Below are 20,301 nucleotides of genomic sequence, written 5' to 3' on the forward strand. Positions count from 1 at the left end.
GACCGACGGTACTGCGACACTCCGATCCCAGATGATGGATCGCGCCGACGCCGTGGCCGCCCTCGCGGCCGACGAGTTCGACGTCGTCGTGGTCGGCGGCGGGATCACCGGCGCCGGCGTCGCGCTCGACGCCGCCACCCGCGGGTTCTCCGTGGCGCTCGTCGAGCGCCACGACTACGCGTCCGGGACGAGCTCGCGGTCGTCGAAGCTCGTCCACGGCGGCCTGCGCTACCTACAGAACTTCGACCTCGGCCTGGTCCGCGAGGCGCTGATCGAGCGCCAGATCATGGTCGGCCTTGCGCCGCACCTCGTCAAGCCGCTGCCGCTGATCGTCCCGGCCTTCGGCGGCGCGCGGCCCGACCGCATGATGGGCATGGGGCTCAACCTCTACGACGTCATGTCGGTGGACAAGCTGCGCTCGCCGCTGCGGCGGAGGAACCGCGAGCCGGACCCCAACGAGGCGTGGTCGCCGGACCGCCACCGGATCATCGACGCCGGCGAGGTCGCCGAGGGCCTCCCGGCGCTCGCGCCGCGCGAGCCGACCTCGGGCTACCTGTTCTACGACTGCCAGACCGACGACTCGCGCCTGGTCCTGACCGTGCTCGGCGAGGCCGAGCGCTTCGGGGCCGTGTGCGCCAACGGGCTGGAGGTCACGTCGCTGCTGGAGACCGGCGGCCGCGCCCGCGGCGTGCACGTGCGCGACCACGTGAGCGGCGAGACGTTCCCGGTCCGGGCCGCGAACGTCGTCAACGCGACCGGCGTCTGGGCCGACCGCCTGCGCCCCGGCGAGCTGCACGACGAGGCCGAGGTGCCGACCATCCGCCCGTCGCGCGGCACGCACGTCACGTTCCGGCGCGAGGACCTGCCGCTCAACGTCGGCGCGATCGTCCCGGCGGGCGGCGGGCGCTTCATCTTCGCGCTGCCGTGGCTCGGAGGCTCGCTCGTCGGGACCACCGACACCGATTACGACGCGACCGACCTCGACCACGTCAAGCCCGCCGACGAGGACCTCGAGTACCTGTTGGAGGCCGTCAACGAGTTCTTCGCGACCGAGCTGACGCAGTCCGACATCACCGGCGCCTACGCGGGCGTGCGGCCGCTGATCTCCTCGAGCGAGGCGACCCCGGGCAAGTCGGTGGACATCTCGCGCAAGGCCGAGCTGTACGAGACCTCGTCCGGGATGGTCACGATCACCGGCGGCAAGCTGACGACCTACCGGCGGATGGCGAAGATGGCCGTCGACCGGCTGGTCGAGCGCGACGCCCGCGACGCGCCGTGCCGGACCCACGAGATCCCGCTCGGCCAGGCGATCGAGGCATCCGAGCTGCCGCGCGTCGAGGGCGTCCACGACGACGCCTACGCGCCGCTGGCCGCGCGCTACGGGCACGCCGCCCACGACGTCCTGGCGATCGCCGCCGAGTCCGGCGCCTACGCGCAGCCGGCGGTCCCGGGCCAGCCGGACCTGCTGGCCGAGGTCGTCCACGCGGCGCGCCGCGAGCAGGCCCGCACGGTCGGCGACGCGCTGCTGCGCCGGACCCGTCTGGGCCTGACCGACGCGCGCGGCGCGCGGGCCGCGGCCGAGCGTGTCGCGGGCGCGATGGCGGGCGACCTGGGGTGGGACGAGCGGGCCGTCGACGCCGCCGCCGACGCGTTCCTGCGCGAGGCCGCGGCCGAGGGCAACGTCCCCGGCTGAGGACGTGCAGCACGACGTACGTCGGGCGCGCACCGTAACTTCTCGGGGCCCCGCGGTTTCCCCGACACGACCGCAGCACCGTCTGAACCCCCTTGTAGGAGCCGTCTCGCCGACCATGCGCCGCCGCCTGGCCTTCATCGTCACGACCATCGCCGTCCTCGCAGTGCCCGTGGGCTCTGCTCAGGCCGCCTTCTTCAAGGCGGACGCGGTCGACGGTCCGTCCGCCGACATCAAGTCGGTGGGCGACATGGACATCGCCCGCGACGGCACCGGCGCGGTCGCCTACGTCAAGGCCGACGGTGGCGTCAACCACATCTTCGTCTCGCGCCTCGTCGGCGGCTCGTGGCAGGCGCCCGAGCGCGTCGACGGCGGGCTCGACGCGTCGGCCTCCACGCCGGCGGTCGCCGCTTCCGACGGCGGCCGGCTGGTCGTCGTCTACGAGGACGGCGGGAGCGTCTACGCGACCGTCCGCCAGGCCGGTGCGCCGGGCTTCAACGCGCCGCAGCTGATCGGCCAGGGCGGTGAGACGCCGGACGTCGACATGTCGTTCAACGGCAACGCCTACGCGGTCTTCACGATCAACGGCGACGTCGTCGGCGCGCGGCTGGACCGGACCGGCGTGAACTTCGTCGGCCTGACCGCGCCGTTCGACACCGCCCAGGGCAACACCGCGGGCGTCGGCACCGGGCGCCCGAAGATCGCGGTCTCGGCCGACGGCACGGGCGTCGTCGTGTGGGGCGAGAACGGCCACGTCTACGCGCGCCGCGTGTTCAACACCGCGCCGTCGACGTCGGTCCTGGACCTCAACCTGTCCGACCTCGAGGGCCATCCCGGCGGCACCGCCGACCTGCCCGACGTCGACATCGAGGACGACTCGTCCTACGCGTGGGTCGCGTTCCGCCAGCAGTTCGACAACGGCGTGCGCCGCGCGATCGGCGTGCGCCTGCGCGGCTCGCGCACCGATCCGCCGGTCGCCTACGACGGGCTCGGCTGGTCCGGCGTGTCGGCCGACGACCCGCCGCGCGTCGACATCAACGGCAAGGGCGTCGGCGTGTTGACGTCCGGCGCGTCGAACGGGACCGCGCTGTCGGCGATCCTCAAGGACGACATCCTGAACCCGGCGCGCGCGATCGGCGGCACGGGCGGCGCGACCGAGCCGGTCGGCGCCGTCGCCGAGACCTACGACCGCGCGGTCGGCTGGTACAACCAGAGCGACCAGACGATCCAGGGCGCGTTCTACGACGACAAGTCGTCGTCGCGGCTGGTGCCGGGCCCGGGCCCGACCACGCCGCTGAGCAACCCGGACTTCGGCACCGTCGACCCGGCCGGCGGCTTCGACGTCGCGGGCGACCGCACCGGCGACTTCGCGTTCGCGTTCATCCAGCAGCTGCCCGACGGCGGGCGCCGCCTGGCGATCGCCTCCTACGACCGGCTGCCGGGGTCGTTCGCGATCTCGACGTCGTCGAAGCTGTGGCGCAACGTCATCAGGACGCCGCTGGCGTGGGGGACGGCGCTGGAGCTGTGGGGGAACCTGACCTACACGGTGCTGATCGACGGCAGGCAGGTCGCGCAGTCGCAGACGACGAAGCTGACGCTGCCGGCGGGCGCGGTCCCGGACGGGCTGCACACCTGGCGCGTGGTCGCGACCGACCGCCGCGGGCAGTCGGTGACGACGGTCGTCAAGCCGCTGAAGATCGACACGACCGCGCCGACCGTGACGTTCGCGGCCAGGCGCAAGAAGCGCGTCGAGACCGTGACGGCCAGGGCCGCCGATGTGATCCCGCCGTCCGGCAAGGCCGCGGGGATCAGGTACGTGCGGATCGACTGGGGCGACGGCTCGGCGTTCACGCAGGCGACGAAGGCGACGCACACCTACGCCAGGGGCGGCACGTACACGGTCCGGGTCAGCGCGACCGACGGGGCCGGGAACGTGGCGGTCGCCGAGCGCGAGATCCACGTGAGCAAGAAGTAGGACTTGGGGTCGCCGGACGTCCTGACGCGGCTGGACGGCGAGGGCGGGCGGTCGGCCCGCGAGGTCGTCGCGGCGCTGGGGCTGTCCGCCGCGGTGACGGCGGGTGGACGGCCGCGGGTGGTCGCCGACATGGTGGCCTCGGTCGACGGGCGCGCGGCGGTCGACGGGCGCTCGGTGGCGCTGGGCAACCCGGCGGACCGCGCGCTGCTGCGGGAGCTGCGTTGCGCCGCCGACGCGATCCTCGTCGGGACGGGGACGCTGCGCGCGGAGCGGTACGCGTCGCTGCTGGATGACGACCAGCGCGCGCGGCGGGTGGCTTCCGGGCGCGCCGAGCACCCGATCGTCGCGACGGTCTCGCGGCGGCTGGAGCTGCCGGTCGACGAGGCGCCGCTGTTCGGCGAGCCGGGCGTGCCGATCGTGGTGTTCACGGAGTCCTCCGCGGCCCCGCCGCCCGTGGCGGCTGCGCTCACGGTCGTCCGCTTCGCACCCGGAACGCTCACGCTGGCCGGCGCGCTGGGCGCGCTCGCCACGGACTCCGGCGTCCGGGGCGTGCTCTGCGAGGGCGGTCCGTCGCTGCTGCGCCGCCTGATCGCCGAGGACGCGCTCGACGACCTGCTGCTGACCGTCGCGCCGCTGGCCGTCGGCGGCGCCGGCCCCGGGATCCTCGACGGCGACGTGCTCGGCCCGCCCGCGCCACGCCTGGCGCTGCGCGACGTGCACCGGTCGGAGGACCACCTCTTCCTCCATTACGGTCTGCAGCCGTGAACCTCGTCCTCCGCGACCGCTCCTTCGCCCTCCGGCCCGGCCGGCCGCTGGTGATGGGCATCGTCAACGCCAACCCGGACTCGTTCAGCGACGCGGTCCGGACGACGACGCTCGACGCGCAGGTGGCGCTGGCGGTCCGGCTGTGCGAGGAGGGCGCGGACGTCATCGACGTCGGCGGCGAGTCGGGCGTCACGTACACCGGCGTGACGGCGGAGGAGGTCGAGCGGGATCGCGTCGTCCCGCTGGTGGAGCGGCTCGTCGCGGAGGGGATCTGCGTGTCGGTCGACACGTGGAAGGTCCCGGTCGCCGAGGCCGCGCTGGCGGCGGGCGCGCACGTGCTCAACGACGTCTCCGGGCTGCGAGATGTAGGCCTTGCCCGTGCGGCGGCGAAGCACGACGCGTCGCTGGTCGTCATGCACACGCGCGCCGAGCCCAAGGTGGAGCACTTCGCCGACTACGGCGGCCGTGTCGTCGAGGACGTCGTGTCGTTCGTGCATGAGCGGTGTGAGATCGCGATGGCTGAGGGCGTCAGCGCGGCGCGGCTGATCGTCGATCCGGGCCCGGACTTCGCGAAGTCGCCCGCGGAGAGCGTGGAAGTGCTCCGGGAGATCGATGCGCTCCGTGCGCTGGGACATCCCTGGCTGGCGGCGGTGTCGCGCAAGTACTTCCTGGCCGCGATCACCGGGCGGCCGCCGGCCGAGCGGCTGGCGGGCACGCTGGCGGCGGTCGGCTTCGCGGCCGATCGCGGCGCGGCGATGGTCCGGGTGCACGACGTCGCGGCGACGGTGGACTTCCTGGCGGTGCGTTCGGTCCTGAACGGTGTGGAGGAGATCGGCGCGTTCGACGCCGACGACGACGCGCTGAAGTGGATCCGGGCGACACCCTCGCCCTGACATCCGCGCGAGGTCGTCGGACGTCTGCCCGGCGAGTTCGCTACGGTCCGGCGGACTGGAGAGTCGCCGGCTCGCTGCATTGCAACGCGAGCCGGACGCCCACCGACACCTGTAACAACGAGGAGGACCAACATGTCCGTCATCACCCGTTCCGCCCTTGAGGCGTCCCCGCTCGCCGACCTGCACGCGATCGCGTCCGAGCTCGGCATCGACGGCTTCCGCCGCCTGCGCAAGGCCGACTTGGTGAACAAGATCATCGAGCAGCAGGGTGGGGAGGAGGCCGTCGCGGCGGCCGCCGCCGAGGCCGGCGAGGACACCGCCGAGGAGAAGCCGAGGCGCACGCGTTCCCGCGGTGGCCGCGGCACGCGCTCGCGCAAGAGGGACGACGAGGAAGAGGGCACGACCGACGAGGGCGCGGGCGAGGCCGACGAGGACGTCGTCGCGACCGAGGACGTGGCGGTCGAGGAGGCCATCGAGGAGGAGGCCGCCGAGGCCGACGTCGAGACCGAGGCCGAGGCCGAGGAGGTCAGGCCGCGCCGCCGCTCGCGTGGCGGCCGGGGCCGTGGGCGCGACCGGGATCGCGACCGCGATGAGGACGACTCCTCCGCCGACGAGGCGCCGGAGCCGCGCGGTGGGCGTGACCGCGACCGGGATCGGGACCGCGATCGCGGCGACGACCGGGACCGCGACGCCGACGCGCGCGTCATCGAGGGCACCGTCGAGCTGCTGCCCAACGGGTCCGGGTTCGTGCGCCTCACGCCGCCGGAGCCGTCCGACGACGACGTCTACGTCTCGGCCGCGCAGGTGCGCCGCTGCGAGCTCGTCTCCGGCGACGCCGTCGGCGGGCCGGTGCGCGAGCCGCGCCGCTCGGAGCGCTACCCGTCGCTGATCCGGATCGACACGATCAACGGGCGCCCGGCCGACGAGGTCGCCGAGGGCACGCACTTCGACGACCTGCCGTGCGCGCTGCCGTCCGAGCGCCTGGCGCTGGGGTCCGACGACGCGACGCTCAAGGCGGTCGAGTGGCTGACGCCGATCGGCAAGGGCTCGCGCGTCACGATCACCGGCGCCGCGCACGCCGGCAAGTCCGAGGCCTTGAAGCGCCTGGCGGGCGCCGTTCGCGGGATCGAGGGCCTCGAGGTCCACGTGGTCCTGGCGGCCGTCCGCCCGGAGGAGTGCGCGGAGTGGCGCGCCGGTGAGATCGAGCCCGTCGCCGCGCTGTCGCTGGGCGCGTCGGCCGACGCGTCGGGCCAGGCGGTCGAGCGTGCGATCGACACCGCCAAGCGCATCACGGCGCGCGGCGGCGACGTCGTCGTCCTGATCGACGGCCTGGACGCGCTGGCGCCGCACGCGGCGCGCCGCGCCCTGGCGGCCGCCCGCAACGTCGTGGACGGCGGCTCGCTGACGATCGTCGCGACCGCGTCGGAGCCGGTCGGCGGCGAGACCACGATCATCGCGCTGGACCGCACGCTGACGCAGACGAGGCGCTTCCCGGCGATCGACCTGGTCGCCTCGGGCACGATCCGCCCGGAGCTCCTGGTCGGCGACGCGGGCGCCGACGCCATCGCGCAGGCCCGCGCCCAGGCGCTTGGCGCCTAGCGCACGCCTGATCGAACGCTCGACCCTCGCCGCCGGCGCACTCGCGCTGGCGGCGTCGTCGTTCCTGCCCCTGCTCGCGCCGTGGACGGACCCGCGCTGCGGCTGGACGTGCTACACGCCGCTCGCGCCCGGGGAGAGCCCGCCCGCTCCTCCGCGCCCGATCTCCGGGACGACGTTGTGGGACACGCGCCCGTCGCTCGCCGTCCTGACCCTCGCGGCGGCGGCGCTCGCGGTCGTTGTCGGCCTGACGGTGCGCCATCTGCGCGCGACGCGTCGCGGCAGGGGCAGTGGTCCTCACGGTCGCGCTCCTGGTCGCTGACACGGCGCACCTCTCGGGTGCGGTGATCCGCCACCGTGACGTGCTCTACACCACGGCGTGGCTCGCTCTGCCGGTGGCCGGCGGCCTGGTCGCCGCGTTGGCGCTCGCGCTCGGCGACGAGCGTCAGCGCGGGACGTAGGCGACCCGGCCCCACGAGGGCTCGGGCGCCAGCTCGACGGGCTCGCCGTCGCGGTCCGGCTGGACGTACATGAAGGAGCTGGTCTCGGCGTCGAACTCGACGTCGAGCTCGCCCTCCTTGACGCGCTGGTCGAGCCAGGCGGAGCGGAAGACGAGGCGGCGCAGCCAGTGCACGAGCGAGCGGTCCGACGGGCCGACCAGCTCGGGCCAGCAGTCGTTGACGTGCTCGCCGAGGCCGGAGGCCGGCTCCTGGATCTCGCCGTTGACGGAGAGCGTCACGAGGTCCTCGAGCTCGGGGTCGTCCAAGCGGCCGGAGACGAACCCCAGCTTGTTGGCGGCCTGCTCGCAGCGCTCGCGGAAGTCGCGCTCGTTGAAGGTGAACCGGAGTTCGCCGTATTCGAGGACGAAGTCCTCTCCGCTGTCGTAGTTGCCTCGGCGTGCGTCGTTCATGAAGGTCATGCGTGGTTCAGTCGCGCCGAGGTGGACGGCGGCTCCCGAAGTCGTCGGCATCGTATGCCCGATCCCTTCGGATTCGCAGGTCATGGGATGGATCTTGCAGTCCGTCCGCCGGACCTGCCGTCCGTCGTACCGGTCCCGGGGGATTCGCGTTCGGACCGATCGTCCCTTGTGGGGGGAGAGTTCTTGCGTCCCCGACCCTAGAGGGGGCATGACCCTCGAGACCCGCCCCACGATCCTGATCGCCGAAGACGACCCCGGGACGCGGAGGTTCCTGGGCGACCAGCTGACGCTGGACGACTGCGACGTCGTCTCGACCGACGACGCGGGCGGCGCGTTACGCGCGCTGGCGACGAAGTTCCCGGACCTGCTGCTGCTCGACGTCTCGCTGGCGGAGGGGACGTCGGGGCTCGACGTGCTGCGCACGGTGCGCGCCGCCGACAGGGCGACGTCGAGGATCGACCCCTACATCCCGATCCTGATGCTGTCGGGGCGAAGTCGGACGACCGAGCGCGTCCGGGCGATGGAGCTGGGCGCGGATGCGTACCTGTGCAAACCATTCGCGTATGCCGAAGTGCACTCGCACGTCCGCGCGCTGCTGCGGCGGGCGGCGGGGCGCGACCGGACGGCGCGGGTGCGCGTCGGGGCGCTGGAGATCGACCCGGGCGCGCGGATGGCGTGGCTGTCGGGGCGGCCGGTGAGGTTGACGTCCACCGAGTTCACGCTGCTGCGCGCGCTGGCGGCGGCGCCGGCGACGGTCCGGACCAAGAACGAGCTGGTCAGGGCGGTGTGGGGCTACGAGGGGCGGACCACGAGCCGCACGCTGGACTCCCACATCTGCCGCCTGCGGGCGAAGCTGCGGACGCCGGACGCGACGTTCATCCACAACGCGTGGGGGATCGGCTACCGCCTCGTCGACGACCCCGTCGCGCCGCCGGAGCTCGTGCCGTCCCGCCGTCACGCGTTCGCCGCGGTCGCGCGCTGATGGTCGTGCTGCTCCTGATCTGCGCGCTGTTCGCGCTGCCGCCCGCCGTGGCGACCGCGACGACGCTGGCCGCCGTGGCGGTCGCGGCGCTGCATTGGTGGCTGGCGCGCCGCCTGCGCCGCCGCGCGACCCGGACGGCCCACGAGGTCCGCCAGCCGCTGACCGCCGCGCTGCTGGCGCTCCACGGCGCCGCACGTCGCGGCGAGGTGCCGCCCCGCGTCGTCGCGTCGTTGGAGCTGGAGCTGCGTCGCGCGGCCTTCGCGCTGTCGGACCCGTCGGAGGCCACGCCCGCCGACGTCGACCTCCACGACCTCCTCACCGCGCAGGCCCAGACCTGGCGCGAGGTCGCGGCGGCGCACGGCGCGACGCTGGTCCTCGAGCCTGGCCCCGGAACGCCGGTCGTGCACGCCGACACGCTCCGTCTGGCCCAGGTGACGAGCAACGTCCTGGCCAACGCGATCGAGCACGGGGGAGGGCAGATCACGATCCGCACCGTCGCGATCGGCGACCGCATCCGCATCGAGGTCACCGACGGCGGCCCCGGACTCCCGTCCTCCATCGCCGAGCTCTCCCGCCGCCCCCGCGGCCCCCACGGCCACGGCCTCTCCATCGCCACCTCGGCACTCCGCCACACCCAAGGCCACCTCTCACCCAACCCCTCCGGCATCACCATCGACCTCCCAGCCAAAGCCACCCCATGACCACCCCAACCCACCCAACAACACCCGACACCGCCACTCCTCGCTGCGCCATCGCCCTGCGCGCGGCCGGCCCATCGACGGAGGCGGCGCCATGACCCGCCGTCGCCGCACCGCGGCGCTGCTCGGCCTGGCGGCGCTCCTGGGCGGCCTCGCGGCGTCGGACGTCGCGGGCCGCGAGGCCGCGCTGGACCGGGCTCTCGGGCCGACCGTCACGGTCGTCGTCGCGCGCACCCAGATCACCGCGGGCACGACGCTCGACACCCGGAGGCTCACGGTCCGCCGCGTCCCCGCACGCTTCGCGCCGCACCTGGCCTACGCCTCACCCGACATCGTCGCCGGCGCCCGCGCGGCGGCCGACCTCCAGCCGGGCGAGGACCTCACACCCGCCGCGATCGACGACGGCTCCACGCCGGCCGGTGCTCCCGTCCGTCCGGGCGAGCGCGTCGCCGAGCTGGTCGCGGACGGCCCGGGGTCGCTGATCCACCCGGGTTCGCGCGTCGACGTCCTCGTCACCCGCTCCGGCGCCGACGGCGCGTCGGGCACGACCTCCGTGGCCCTCGAGGACGCCGAGGTGCTCGCCGCCCACGCCCAGCCCGACGACGCCGGCCACACCACCCGCGTCGCGGTCTCGCTGCGCACGACCGCGCGCCAGGCCGTCTACCTCGCCGCGGCACAGTCCTTCGCCCGCGACCTGCGCCTCCTGCCGCGCGCCACGGGCGACCGCCGCCACGGCCTGGCGGGCACGACGATCGGCTCCGACCTGCGATGACCGGCGCGATCGCACCCGATCCCCACCGGTCGAGGTCCTTGCGCGGACGTCTTTGCACCCTCGGCCAACCGTCCAGCCCGGGGTCCCCACCTCAAGGCTTCCTGAGCACGACCGATACCCCGGGCCGAGGCCAACTCATGCTGCGAATCCTTCGTTCCCTTTCTCCCGCCCTCGCGGTCGCCGTTCTTGCGGCTCCCGCGGCTGCCCACGCCGCACCGGTCGTGAAGAAGGCCGGTGCCGCGACGTCGAAGAAGGCGTCCACGAAGAAGTCTGCGAAGACCAAGAAGAAGACGGTCAAGGCCGTCTACCCGACGGTCAACTCGATCTCGCCCCGCAAGATCCAGATCGGCCAGAAGCTCACGGTCAAGGGCACCGGCTTCAAGCCGGGCAAGGGCAAGAGCAGCGTCGCCTTCTACAAGACCGGCCAGCCGGTCATCTTCGTCAAGGCCGACTCGGCGACCGCGACCAAGCTCGTCGTCACGATCACGCCGAAGGTCGCCGCGCTGCTCGTCGTCAAGAACGACGTGCCGGTCGCGACGCTCCTGCGCCTGCGCGTCATCGGCACGAAGATGAGCCGCACCTGGACGAAGAACAGCCGCTCGCCGATCGTCTCGCCGCTCCCGAACGCGCCGGTCGGCCAGGGTGGGTCGCTGACCGCTCAGCAGGCCGCGGCGCAGGTCTACCAGAGCTGCCAGGACAACGCGAAGACCAATCCTGCCGGCGACAACGACGCCGACAACATCGACAACGCCACCGAGCTGGCCAACTCGATGGATCCGTGCAACGTGGACACCGACGGCGACGGCATCTCCGACGGCTACGAGTACCGCTCGGCCGAGGACCTCAACGGCCACTCGGCGCCGCACTACCCGTCGACGCGCCCGTGGCCGAACCCGCTCGACCCGACCGACATCAACTCGGACTTCGACGGCGACGGCCTCATGATGTGGCAGGAGAACAAGCTCTGGAAGGCCGCCACCGGTGGCGCCTTCCCGCTGACCGCCTACAGCGACGGCACCCAGAACTCCGGCGGCAAGGTCCCGGTGACGGAGGCCACCAAGTGGCTCGACCTCGACGGTGACGGCAACCTCACCGACGACGAGCGCGACGAGGACAACGACGGCCTCTCCAACTTCGTCGAGTTCAACTCCACCGGCACCCAGGCCTGGTGGAAGTCGGTCCAGTGGGATGTCAAGCCGCACGTCGGTATCGCCAGGTACACCGAGAGGCCCTACACCGCTCGCCTGTTCAACGACGTTGACGCGAGCAACCCGGACACCGACGGCGACGGCATCCCGGACGGCGCCGACGACCAGGACAACGACGGCTGGCCGAACTTCGTCGAGATGCAGCTGGACCGCGATGAGGTCGGCTACCGGGTGAACCCGTACAACCCGTGCCTGCCGAACCCGCACGCCTCGGTCTGCAGCCGTCACGTCCCGATGGACCCGTCGCAGCGCTGGGCTCCGTGGGACGCGGTCAACGACACGACCACCAGCCAGATGCCGGAGGACGCGATCCCGTTCAGCTGGCCGGCTCAGATCAACTACAGCAACTGGTCGACGGCCTCCCCCAACCCGAGCCCGGCTCCGGCGACGCTGCCGCCCCTGAACACGCCGTGGAACACGCCGGGCACTTGGTACGGGGGCAGCGCCTACCAGGGCGACCTGGACGCCATCCACGACCCCTACGTCGCCGCAGCGGACCCCGCCGATCCTGCCGCCGTCAGGGCCGCTGATGCTGCCGGCTGGGTGGCCGCGCTCGCGAAGCTGCCCGGGTTCTCGTCGGACCCCCGCTACCCGGACCCGTACCCGAACGTCTGGCAGCCGATCGCCTTCGGCTCCTGGGATCCGGCCCCGTGGTTCACGTCGGCGTGGGGCAACGCGATGGCCGGCGGCGAGCAGGGCTAGCGCCCCCGCGTAACCGACCCTCAGAAGTTCCATCACTTGGCCCGGCGGCGTCCGCCGGGCCAAGTGCGTTAACTTGCCCGCGCGTGCGGCGTCTGCTCCTGCTCCTCTGCGCGATCGTGTTCGTCGACACGGTCCTCTACGCCGTCGTCGCGCCGCTGCTGCCGCACTACGCCGACGACCTCGGCCTGTCGAAGGCCTCCGCCGGGATCCTGCTGGCCGCCTACCCGGCCGGGACGCTCGTGGCGTCGCTGCCGAGCGGCCTGCTCGCCGCCCGCGTCGGCCCACGCCGGACCGTCCTGCTCGGCCTCGTCCTGCTCTGCGGGGCGAGCCTCGCCTTCGCCCTCGGCCGCAGCGCCACCGCCCTCGACTCCGCCCGCCTCGTCCAGGGCCTGGCCGGTGCCTGCACCTGGGCGGGCGCCCTCTCCTGGCTGGTCACCAGCTCACCACCATCTCGTCGCGGCGAGCTGATCGGCACCGTCTTCGGCGCCGCGATCGTCGGCGCCCTGTTCGGCCCCATCCTCGGCGCAACCGCCACCGCTCTCGGCACCACCCCCGTCTTCGGCACCCTCACCCTCCTCATCGCCACCCTGACCCTTCTCGCCGCCCACGAGCCCGAGCCACCCACCACACCCGACGCTCTCGCCACCGACGACTCCACCTCCTCCGCCGCGCCTACCGCCCTCGGGGTGACCGCGGCCGCCCCTTCCTCCGCACCCGACGCTCTCGCCACCCACGCGGCGTCCCCTGCGCCCGCGCCCGAGCACATCCACTCCGCCGGACCCGGCACTCTCGCCTCCACGCCGCCGCCCGCCCCCGACGCACCCGGCACGCCACCACGCACCACCGCCCAACCCGCGTCCCTCCGCGCCACCCTCGCCTCGCGCCGCGTCCGCCTTGGCATGTGGCTCGTCGTCATCCCCGGCCTCGGCTTCGGCGTGCTCGACGTCCTCGTCCCGCTCCGCCTCGACCACCTCGGCGTCGGCCAGGCCGGCATCGCCGCGACGTTCCTCATCGCCGCCGCCGGCGAGGCCCTCCTCAGCCCGCTCGTCGGCCGCGTCGCCGACCGCCACGGCCCGGGCCGCCCGATCCGCGCCGGCCTCATCGCCTCAGCGTTGTTGGTGCTCTTGATCCCGGTCCCCGACACCGCGCCGTTGACCATCATCTTGATGGTCCTCGCCACCGGGGCGTTCGGCATCTTCTGGGCACCGTCGATGTCGATGCTCTCCGCCGCGGCCGAACGGATCGGCACCCACCAGGGCATCGCGTTCGGTCTCGTCAACCTCGCCTGGGCGGCGGGGATGGTCACCGGCGCGGCGGGCGGTGGCGCGCTGGCGAAGTCGACCTCGGATGCCGTCCCGTGCATCGTCCTCGCCGCGATCTGCCTGGCCACGTTCGCCGCACGTCCGCGACCGGACACCCCTGGGGGAGAACCCACGCCCGCCCACCCCTAGAGAGGGCATGGACCAAGCCCTCGACGCCCTCGCCGACCGTCTCCACGACCGCCTGCTCGCCGACGCCGGCGACGCCCGCGGTAGCCCCCTGCCGGAGCGCATCGACGCCCTCGTCGACCGCGAGGCCGGCCTGCTCGACGCGCCCATCCGCGCGGATCTCGCCGCGCGCGTCGCGCGCCGCTCGTTCGGCCTCGGCCCGCTCGAGCCGCTGCTCGCCGACCCCGACGTCGACGAGATCATGGTCAACGGCGCCGGCCGCCGCGTCTGGGTCGAGCGCGCCGGTCGGCTGGGGGAGAGCGACGTCCGCTTCGCCGACGAGGCCGAGCTCCGCCACGCCATCGAGCGGATCCTCGCGCCGCTCGGCCGCCGCGCCGACGAGGCCGAGCCGATGGTCGACGGCCGCCTCAGGGACGGCTCGCGCGTCAACGTCGTGCTGCCGCCGCTTGCGGTCGACGGCCCCGTGCTCACGATCCGCCGCTTCCGCGCGCGCCCGCTCGACGCCGACGCGCTCACCGACACCGGCACCTGGACCGCCGACGTGCGCGCCTTCCTGGCCGGCGCCGTCGCGGCGCGGCGCAACATCGTGGTGTCGGGCGGGACCGGCTCCGGCAAGACCACCACCTTGAACGCGATGTCCTCGTTCATCGACCCCGGCGAGCGCATCGTCACGATCGAGGACACGGCCGAGCTCAAGCTCCAGCAGCCGCACGTCGTGCGGCTGGAGGCCCGCCCGCCGAACGTCGAGGGCCGCGGCGCGGTGACGCTCCGCGATCTCCTCCGCAACGCGCTGCGCATGCGACCCGACCGCATCGTGATCGGCGAGATCCGCGGCGGCGAGGCCCTCGAGATGCTCGCCGCGATGACGACCGGCCACGACGGCTCGCTCTCGACCGTCCACGCCGGCTCGCCGACCGAGGCCCTCCGCCGCATCGAGACCCTCTCCTTGATGGCCGACATCGACCTCCCGCTCGCCGCGATCCGCGACCAGCTCGCCGACGCCATCCACCTCATCGTCCACCAATCCCGAACCCCCAGCGGCGCCCGCACCATCACCACCATCTCCGAAGTCCTCCGCATCGCCTCCGGCCCAGCCACCCACGACATCTACACCTCCAAACCAACCCCAACCTGGTACCACCCAACCAACCCCGCCCTCACCACCCTCACACCCCTCATCCACAACCTCGACAACCCCCGATGACCGCCCCTCACACCGCCCATCCTCGGCGGCACCGTCTCTCGCGTTCGGGGCGCGGCGTGATCGCGGCGCGGCTTGCTTCCCTCGAGTGGTCCGGCAGCGGTGCCACGTGATGGCGCCGCTGCTCGCGGCCCTTGCCGCCGTAGCCGGCGTGTTCGGCGCGTGGGACGCGCTGACCGTCATCGAGCAGGCGCGACCCGCGGCGGCACTGGGGCGGGTCGTCGCACCGCTGCGCCTCGCCGGACGCGCTGGGCGCCCACCGACAACGGCGGAACGCCGCCGCCTCGCGACCCTCGGCGCTGCGACGCTGCTCGCCGGCGGCTGGCTGCTCGCCGGCCCGCTGCTCGGGATCCTCCTCGCCGCGGCGGGCCCGGCGGCGATCGGCCGCCTGCTCGCGGCACGTCATCGCCGCTGGCGCCGCGCGCTCGCCGACAGCGTCCCAATCGTCGCCCGCGCTCTGGCCGACGCGCTCTCCGGCGGTCACAGCCTCCGCGGGGCGGTGGAGGACGTCGGCCGCTCCAGGGCGATCCCCGGCCCCGCCGGAGTCGAGCTCGCGGCCGCCGCCCATCGCCTCGCCCTCGGCGCGCCGACCGAGACGATCCTCGCCGACCTCCGCACCCGCGCCGCCGACCCGGCCTGGGACACGCTCATCGCCGCAACCCTCCTCCAGCGCGACACCGGCGGCGACCTCGCCACGCTCCTGCGGTCGATCGCCGCCTCGCGCGAGCACGCCCGTCGCATCGAAGCCGACGCTCACACCACGACCGCGCAGGCCCGCGCCACCGCCCGCCTCGTCGCCTCCATGCCACTCGCAGCACTCGCCCTGTCCGAGCTGATCGCCCCCGGCACGCTCCTCGCCCTTCTCACCGACCCGATCGCGCGCCTGCTGCTCCTCGCCGGCCTCACCCTCGCCGCGGCGTCCTTCCTCGCGATCTCACGGCTCGCACATCTCGGAGAGTCATGACCATCATGCTGCCGCGGCTTCGAGCGCACCCGACTGTTGGCCATCGTGACGACGCTCACAGCCTCAAGCACACCATGTCGCTCCAACTCCCAGCAACGGCGCCGTCACCCGTGCAAGAACATCATGTTGCCCCGGCCTCCGGGACGTGCCTGTCGTCAGCCGCCGAGGCGATGCCGCGAAACCAAGTCCATCAGGTTGTCATGGCCCTGGGCGGTTCCGGCTGATGGCCATCATGCTGGCCGCGACCGCGGGCGTCCTGCTGGGATTCGGCCTCGTGGACCTCGCGACGCTCGTCGTCGAACGCCGTCGTGTGGCCGCGGGCCATATCGGCAACACCGGCCGCCTGGCACGCGTTGCTGCGTTGCTGGTCCGGCTCGGTCGCCGCATCGGCGCTCCGGCCGCGCCACGAGACCTCGACGCACGCCTCGCCGCGGCCGGGCTCGCGAACACGATCACCACCGCCGACGCGATGTCGATCAAGGCCGGGGCGGGGGTGGCAGCGGCGCTGCTCACGACGCCGTTCGTCTTGGCGTTCCCGCTCCGCTTGGCGCTTGTCGCGCTACCCGCGTGCGCGGCCGCCGGGTTCCTCGCGCCCGACCTCGTCCTCACGCGCCGTGCACGCCGACGAGCGGAGCGCGCAACGCTGGAGCTCGCCGACGCGCTCGACCTCCTCCGGGTCGCGGTCGCAGCAGGCCTGCCGACCCAACGCGCGCTGACGGAGGTCGGCCGCCGCCACCGCGGCCTCGTCGCCGACGAGCTCCGCGCGACCGCCGATCGCCTCGACCTGGGCCTCCCGCACAGCACCGCCCTCGCGGCCCTCGAACGCTCGCTGCCGCTGCCCGCGATCAGCCAGCTCACCGCCGCGATCTCCCGCGCCGATCGCCACGGAGCCCCGCTGACACCCGCCCTCTCAGCCCTCGCCACCGAATCCCGGGCAACCCGCGCCCGCACCCTCCAGAACCGCGCTGCCCGCGCCGCACCCCGCATCCAGCTGACGATCGCCCTCCTCCTCGTCCCGGCCGTCCTGCTCATCGTCGCCGCCGGCCTCGTCCACAGCCTGACCTGACCCGCGCCTCCGCCTCTTACGTCCGCCCACCGTCGGTCCTCCGTCGCGGCTGCACTCGCGCTGGTGTCGCTCCGCTGCGCGTCGGCTCCCCGTCCGCCCGCCATCGCTCCGCCGCCCGTCGGCTCCCGTCCGTTCGGCCCGGCGTCGCACCGCCAGGGTCCCGCCGCCGCTCCGCCAACCCACCCGCCACCCGCGCCGTCGCGCGCTTCTCGCTAGGTTCCCGCCGATGGCGCCGGATCCGCTGCGACTTGACCCTGCCACCTTCCAGCTGCCCGTCGGCCGGTTGCGGGCCGGGTACTACAGCGACGCGTACTTCAGGTCGACGAAGGAGCTGCTCGAGGCGCAGGACCGGCATCCGCGGGTCCTGATGCAGGTCTTCCAGAAGCAGGAGTCGTTGCTCGGCGGAGTGGACGAGGCGATCGCCGTCCTGAAGGTCGGTGCCGGCCACATCGGATCCGACGGCGTGTGGGTCCCGGCGTGGGATGACCTCGTCGTCCACGCCCTCTACGAGGGTGACCGGATCGAGCCGCGCGAGACCGTCATGACGATCGAGGGCGACTACGCGCAGTTCGCGCACCTCGAGACCGTCTACCTCGGCTGCATGGCCCGTCGGTCGCTGGTCATGCGCAACGTGAGGGCCGTCGTCGACGCCGCCCGCGGCAAGGACATCATGTTCTTCCCCGCTCGCCACGACCACTGGCTCGTCCAGACCGGCGACGGCTGGGCGGCGCACATCGCCGGCGCGATCGGCGTCTCGACCGACGCCCAGGCCTCCTGGTGGGGCGGTCGCGGCATCGGCACGGTGCCGCACGCGCTGATCGCCGCCTACGGCGGGGACACCGTCGCCGCCGCCCGCGCCTTCGCCGACCGCTACAAGGACACCATCAACGTCACCGTGTTGGTTGACTTCGAGAACGACTCGGCCCGGACCGCCGTCGAGGTCGCCGACGCCCTCGGCCCCGACCTCTGGGGCGTCCGCCTCGACACCTCCGAGACGCTCGTCGACGAAGCCCTCGCCGACCTCGGCGACGACGCCCCGCGCGGCGTCAACGTCGAACTCGCCCGCCGCGTCCGCACCGCGCTCGACGACGCCGGCCACTCCCGCGTGAAGATCGTCGCCTCCGGCGGCTTCGACGCGACCAAGATCCAGGACTTCGAGGACCAGGGCGCGCCGGTCGACGCCTACGGCGTCGGCTCCTCGCTCCTCCGCGGCCAGAACGACTTCACCGCCGACATCGTCCGTGTCGACGGCAACCCGATCTCGAAGGTCGGTCGCGAAGAGCGCCCGAACCCTCGCCTCGTCCGCGTCGCCTAGCCGCCCGGAAGAGAGCGGCGAGCCGCGCCGCGCCGGGCGCGCCGCCTGGAGGCGGCGCGCCCGGCGCGTGGTGCTACGGGACAGAGACCGCGGCCTTGAGGTGGATCGCGTTGTCGGTCTTCGTGAGGCCGGCGGCGGCGGGGCCGAAGGTGTCGAGGGTTGGCTTGGCCTTGGCCCACTTGGCGTCGTTGCCCGCGAAGGACGACAACAACGTGACGACCTGGGGTGTGTCGAGGAACAGCGAGGGCTTGGTGTCGCCCAGCAGGCCGGCGGCCGTCTTGTAGGGCTCGGTCCCGCTCAGCGGAGAGCCGCCCGCCAGTGCGTCCCTTGCCGCGCCGGAGCCGATGGCGACAACGAACTTGTCGTCCTTGGCCGCGACGTCGATCGCGCCGCCCGGCACCGAAGGCTCGCGCACCGAGAACCCGACCGCACCGCCCGACGAGGACACCGCGCCCGCGCTCACGCCCAAGCCCTTCAACAACTTCCGGATCTTCGGCACCGCGGCCCGCGACGCGGCCGGGTCCTTGGAGTGGACGACCAGCGCCCCGGACAACGACGACTTCGTCGTCCCGCGCACGAACAGCGCGGCGTCGCCCATCCACGACAACAAGTCCTTCTGGACGTCGATCCCAAGCTGCGACTTCAACCCGTCCAACAGCGTCGCCGGGTCCATGCCGCCCGTCACGCCGCTGGCGGCGCCGCTCCTCAGCGCACCGTTGACGGCACCTCCGACGTCCCCGATCCCGAGGCTCAGCCACGACCCCGCGGGGACCGCCGCCGCGGCACCCGGACCGTCGCCGCCGCTCGCGGCCCTCGCCGCGCCGGCCTTCAGCCCGACCGCCGCCGCGTCGAGCTGCACCGCGTCCTTCGCCACATTCAGCGACGCCGCCACCGACTGCAGCCCGGACCCCGCCAGCAGCTGCTGGACGACCCTCAGACCCTGCGCATTACCGGAGGACAGCGACCCGCTCGCCACGCCCGCGAACAAGTTGAAGAACTTCAGCGGGTCGGCGTACAAGAACCCGAGACCATCCGTCCCGACCGCGTCGCGCGCCGACTTGAACGCGCCCGCGTCCGCCAGCTTCGCGCCCGACTGCGCGTCGACCGCCGACTTGAAGGCCTTGTCGGTCCCGACCAGCACAACGTGGTTGACAACGGCCGCGGCGAGGTCGTCGCTCGCCTTGTACTGGTACTTGACGTCGCGGTAGGTCTCGGTCTTGCCGTCCTTCACGCGCGCGTCGACGAACTTCTGCGCCGCGTCGTCGTCCTTGGACGCGACGGCCAGCACGATGTCCGGGTCGTCGCGCCTCGCGCTCAGGCCCATCAGCGCCAGCCCGGCGCGCTGCCCGAGCCACGGCGCGATGTCCCTCTCGTACGACGCGCCCCTGTCGCCGATCGCGTCGTCGAGCCAGCCGACGACCGTGCCCGCCGGGTCGCTCGTCCGCAGGACCTTGCCGGCGACCGACTTGGCGTTGTCGGCCAGGTCGCCCGACGGCTGCACCTGCAGCTCGACGTAGACGGGCGCCGACGCCGGCAGGAACGCCGCGGGATCCGCGCCCGCGTTCCCGCCGCCACCGCTCGACCCGGATGAGTCGCCGCACCCGGCGACCGGAACCGCAGCGGCGATGGCCGCCAGCACAGCAACCGCGGCGCGCTTCCGACGCCGCGGCAGGAGGGAGGAGGTCATGCGCCGAATCCTACGACCGTCCCCGCACCCCCGAGCCGGTGGACAACCCACACGCGCCAGGCGGCCAGCATCCGCCGCGCCCGACTCGACCCGCGACGGGAGGCGCGCGCGAGGAGGGACGGCGGCGGCGAGCGGCGTGGCGCGCGCGGGGGTCAGGGGCGAAGTGAGAAGCAGGGGCGCGTCGGAGGCACGGCGCGCGGAGGTGGAGGGCGAAGTCGAGCGCGGCAGGGCGCGCGGAGGAAGTGGCGCGAGGGCGAGGGCGAGCGATGGCGGACCGCGACTGGGAGGCGTGGCCGGGATGGCGCGCGCTCGCAGGGGCGCGCTCGCGGGTGGCGCGCTCGCGCGCGTGCGGCGCGGCTCGAACCCGGGCGTCGGATTCCTCCCACGACGCCCCACCTGGAGCACACCGGACGGACGGAA

The 20,301-nt window shown here is 73.6% G+C and carries 17 protein-coding genes; 15 read left to right on the forward strand and 2 right to left on the reverse strand.

The features are described 5' to 3' along the window. The first annotated feature begins 31 nt into the window (after window positions 1-31). The 6 genes from H030_RS33060 (at window position 32) to H030_RS0117425 (ending at window position 7,241) form a co-directional block, all read left to right on the forward strand. Window positions 32-1,693: a glycerol-3-phosphate dehydrogenase/oxidase gene (locus tag H030_RS33060; protein WP_051222996.1), complete on the forward strand. Its 1,662-nt coding sequence runs from the start codon at window positions 32-34 to the stop codon at window positions 1,691-1,693. Between the two features lie 115 nt (window positions 1,694-1,808). Then, a complete protein-coding gene (locus H030_RS0117405) occupies window positions 1,809-3,665 on the forward strand; it encodes a PKD domain-containing protein (protein WP_027007048.1) in 1,857 nt (618 codons plus the stop codon). Between the two features lie 3 nt (window positions 3,666-3,668). Next, entirely contained in the window at window positions 3,669-4,430 is a 762-nt protein-coding gene (locus tag H030_RS33065) for a dihydrofolate reductase family protein (protein ID WP_051222998.1), read from the forward strand. After that, a complete protein-coding gene (gene folP, locus H030_RS0117415) occupies window positions 4,427-5,323 on the forward strand; it encodes a dihydropteroate synthase (protein WP_027007049.1) in 897 nt (298 codons plus the stop codon). Before H030_RS33065 ends, folP begins: the two co-directional genes overlap by 4 nt. Before the next feature lie 132 nt (window positions 5,324-5,455). After that, window positions 5,456-6,922, forward strand: coding sequence for a Rho termination factor N-terminal domain-containing protein (locus H030_RS0117420; protein ID WP_027007050.1), 1,467 nt, complete (start codon window positions 5,456-5,458; stop codon window positions 6,920-6,922). Beyond that, a complete protein-coding gene (locus tag H030_RS0117425; protein WP_027007051.1) occupies window positions 6,912-7,241 on the forward strand; it encodes a hypothetical protein in 330 nt (109 codons plus the stop codon). Before H030_RS0117420 ends, H030_RS0117425 begins: the two co-directional genes overlap by 11 nt. A gap of 123 nt (window positions 7,242-7,364) precedes the next feature. Here H030_RS0117425 and H030_RS0117435 read toward each other — a convergent pair whose 3' ends face one another. Further along, the gene (locus H030_RS0117435) at window positions 7,365-7,829 is read right to left on the reverse strand and encodes a hypothetical protein (RefSeq protein WP_027007052.1); all 465 of its coding nucleotides are present in this window, start codon (window positions 7,827-7,829) and stop codon (window positions 7,365-7,367) included. A gap of 217 nt (window positions 7,830-8,046) precedes the next feature. Here H030_RS0117435 and H030_RS33070 point away from each other — a divergent pair, with 217 nt between their 5' ends. The 9 genes from H030_RS33070 to H030_RS0117480 all read left to right on the forward strand — a co-directional run bounded on the left by H030_RS33070 (window position 8,047) and on the right by H030_RS0117480 (window position 18,194). Beyond that, complete coding sequence (locus tag H030_RS33070; RefSeq protein ID WP_051223000.1) at window positions 8,047-8,820, forward strand: response regulator transcription factor; 774 nt, start codon at window positions 8,047-8,049, stop codon at window positions 8,818-8,820. Beyond that, on the forward strand, window positions 8,820-9,521 hold the full coding sequence (locus H030_RS0117445) for a sensor histidine kinase (RefSeq protein WP_027007053.1): 702 nt from the start codon (window positions 8,820-8,822) through the stop codon (window positions 9,519-9,521). The genes H030_RS33070 and H030_RS0117445 overlap by 1 nt, the downstream gene beginning before the upstream one ends. A gap of 91 nt (window positions 9,522-9,612) precedes the next feature. After that, a complete protein-coding gene (cpaB, locus tag H030_RS37400; RefSeq protein ID WP_027007054.1) occupies window positions 9,613-10,290 on the forward strand; it encodes a Flp pilus assembly protein CpaB in 678 nt (225 codons plus the stop codon). A gap of 221 nt (window positions 10,291-10,511) precedes the next feature. Continuing rightward, window positions 10,512-12,200, forward strand: a complete 1,689-nt coding sequence (locus H030_RS0117455; RefSeq protein WP_027007055.1) for an IPT/TIG domain-containing protein — start codon at window positions 10,512-10,514, stop codon at window positions 12,198-12,200. A gap of 83 nt (window positions 12,201-12,283) precedes the next feature. Beyond that, window positions 12,284-13,651 carry an MFS transporter gene (locus H030_RS40480; RefSeq protein ID WP_027007056.1) on the forward strand — a complete coding sequence of 456 codons (1,368 nt, stop codon included), beginning with the start codon at window positions 12,284-12,286 and terminating at the stop codon, window positions 13,649-13,651. Between the two features lie 7 nt (window positions 13,652-13,658). Next, window positions 13,659-14,852: a CpaF family protein gene (locus tag H030_RS33080; protein WP_196809174.1), complete on the forward strand. Its 1,194-nt coding sequence runs from the start codon at window positions 13,659-13,661 to the stop codon at window positions 14,850-14,852. 109 nt (window positions 14,853-14,961) lie between these two features. Further along, the gene (locus H030_RS0117470; RefSeq protein WP_027007057.1) at window positions 14,962-15,813 is read left to right on the forward strand and encodes a type II secretion system F family protein; all 852 of its coding nucleotides are present in this window, start codon (window positions 14,962-14,964) and stop codon (window positions 15,811-15,813) included. Between the two features lie 223 nt (window positions 15,814-16,036). After that, window positions 16,037-16,879: a type II secretion system F family protein gene (locus tag H030_RS0117475; protein ID WP_027007058.1), complete on the forward strand. Its 843-nt coding sequence runs from the start codon at window positions 16,037-16,039 to the stop codon at window positions 16,877-16,879. 226 nt (window positions 16,880-17,105) lie between these two features. Beyond that, the gene (locus tag H030_RS0117480; RefSeq protein ID WP_027007059.1) at window positions 17,106-18,194 is read left to right on the forward strand and encodes a quinolinate phosphoribosyl transferase; all 1,089 of its coding nucleotides are present in this window, start codon (window positions 17,106-17,108) and stop codon (window positions 18,192-18,194) included. A gap of 73 nt (window positions 18,195-18,267) precedes the next feature. Here H030_RS0117480 and H030_RS0117485 read toward each other — a convergent pair whose 3' ends face one another. Continuing rightward, window positions 18,268-19,881 carry a DUF3352 domain-containing protein gene (locus H030_RS0117485; protein ID WP_027007060.1) on the reverse strand — a complete coding sequence of 538 codons (1,614 nt, stop codon included), beginning with the start codon at window positions 19,879-19,881 and terminating at the stop codon, window positions 18,268-18,270. Between the last annotated feature and the right edge of the window lie 420 nt (window positions 19,882-20,301).

Source organism: Conexibacter woesei Iso977N, from assembly GCF_000424625.1.
Lineage (GTDB): Bacteria > Actinomycetota > Thermoleophilia > Solirubrobacterales > Solirubrobacteraceae > Baekduia > Baekduia woesei_A.

Bases quoted from the DNA above. Each gene is read 5' to 3' on its own strand.
- H030_RS0117485 (WP_027007060.1), bottom strand. From the start codon at position 19,881: ATGACCTCCTCCCTCCTGCCGCGGCGTCGGAAGCGCGCCGCGGTTGCT.
- cpaB (WP_027007054.1), top strand. From the start codon at position 9,613: ATGACCCGCCGTCGCCGCACCGCGGCGCTGCTCGGCCTGGCGGCGCTC.
- H030_RS0117480 (WP_027007059.1), top strand. From the start codon at position 17,106: ATGGCGCCGGATCCGCTGCGACTTGACCCTGCCACCTTCCAGCTGCCC.
- H030_RS33070 (WP_051223000.1), top strand. From the start codon at position 8,047: ATGACCCTCGAGACCCGCCCCACGATCCTGATCGCCGAAGACGACCCC.
- H030_RS0117435 (WP_027007052.1), bottom strand. From the start codon at position 7,829: ATGAACGACGCACGCCGAGGCAACTACGACAGCGGAGAGGACTTCGTC.
- H030_RS0117420 (WP_027007050.1), top strand. From the start codon at position 5,456: ATGTCCGTCATCACCCGTTCCGCCCTTGAGGCGTCCCCGCTCGCCGAC.
- H030_RS0117470 (WP_027007057.1), top strand. From the start codon at position 14,962: ATGGCGCCGCTGCTCGCGGCCCTTGCCGCCGTAGCCGGCGTGTTCGGC.
- H030_RS0117405 (WP_027007048.1), top strand. From the start codon at position 1,809: ATGCGCCGCCGCCTGGCCTTCATCGTCACGACCATCGCCGTCCTCGCA.
- H030_RS33060 (WP_051222996.1), top strand. From the start codon at position 32: ATGATGGATCGCGCCGACGCCGTGGCCGCCCTCGCGGCCGACGAGTTC.
- H030_RS0117475 (WP_027007058.1), top strand. From the start codon at position 16,037: ATGGCCATCATGCTGGCCGCGACCGCGGGCGTCCTGCTGGGATTCGGC.
- H030_RS33080 (WP_196809174.1), top strand. From the start codon at position 13,659: ATGGACCAAGCCCTCGACGCCCTCGCCGACCGTCTCCACGACCGCCTG.
- H030_RS0117445 (WP_027007053.1), top strand. From the start codon at position 8,820: ATGGTCGTGCTGCTCCTGATCTGCGCGCTGTTCGCGCTGCCGCCCGCC.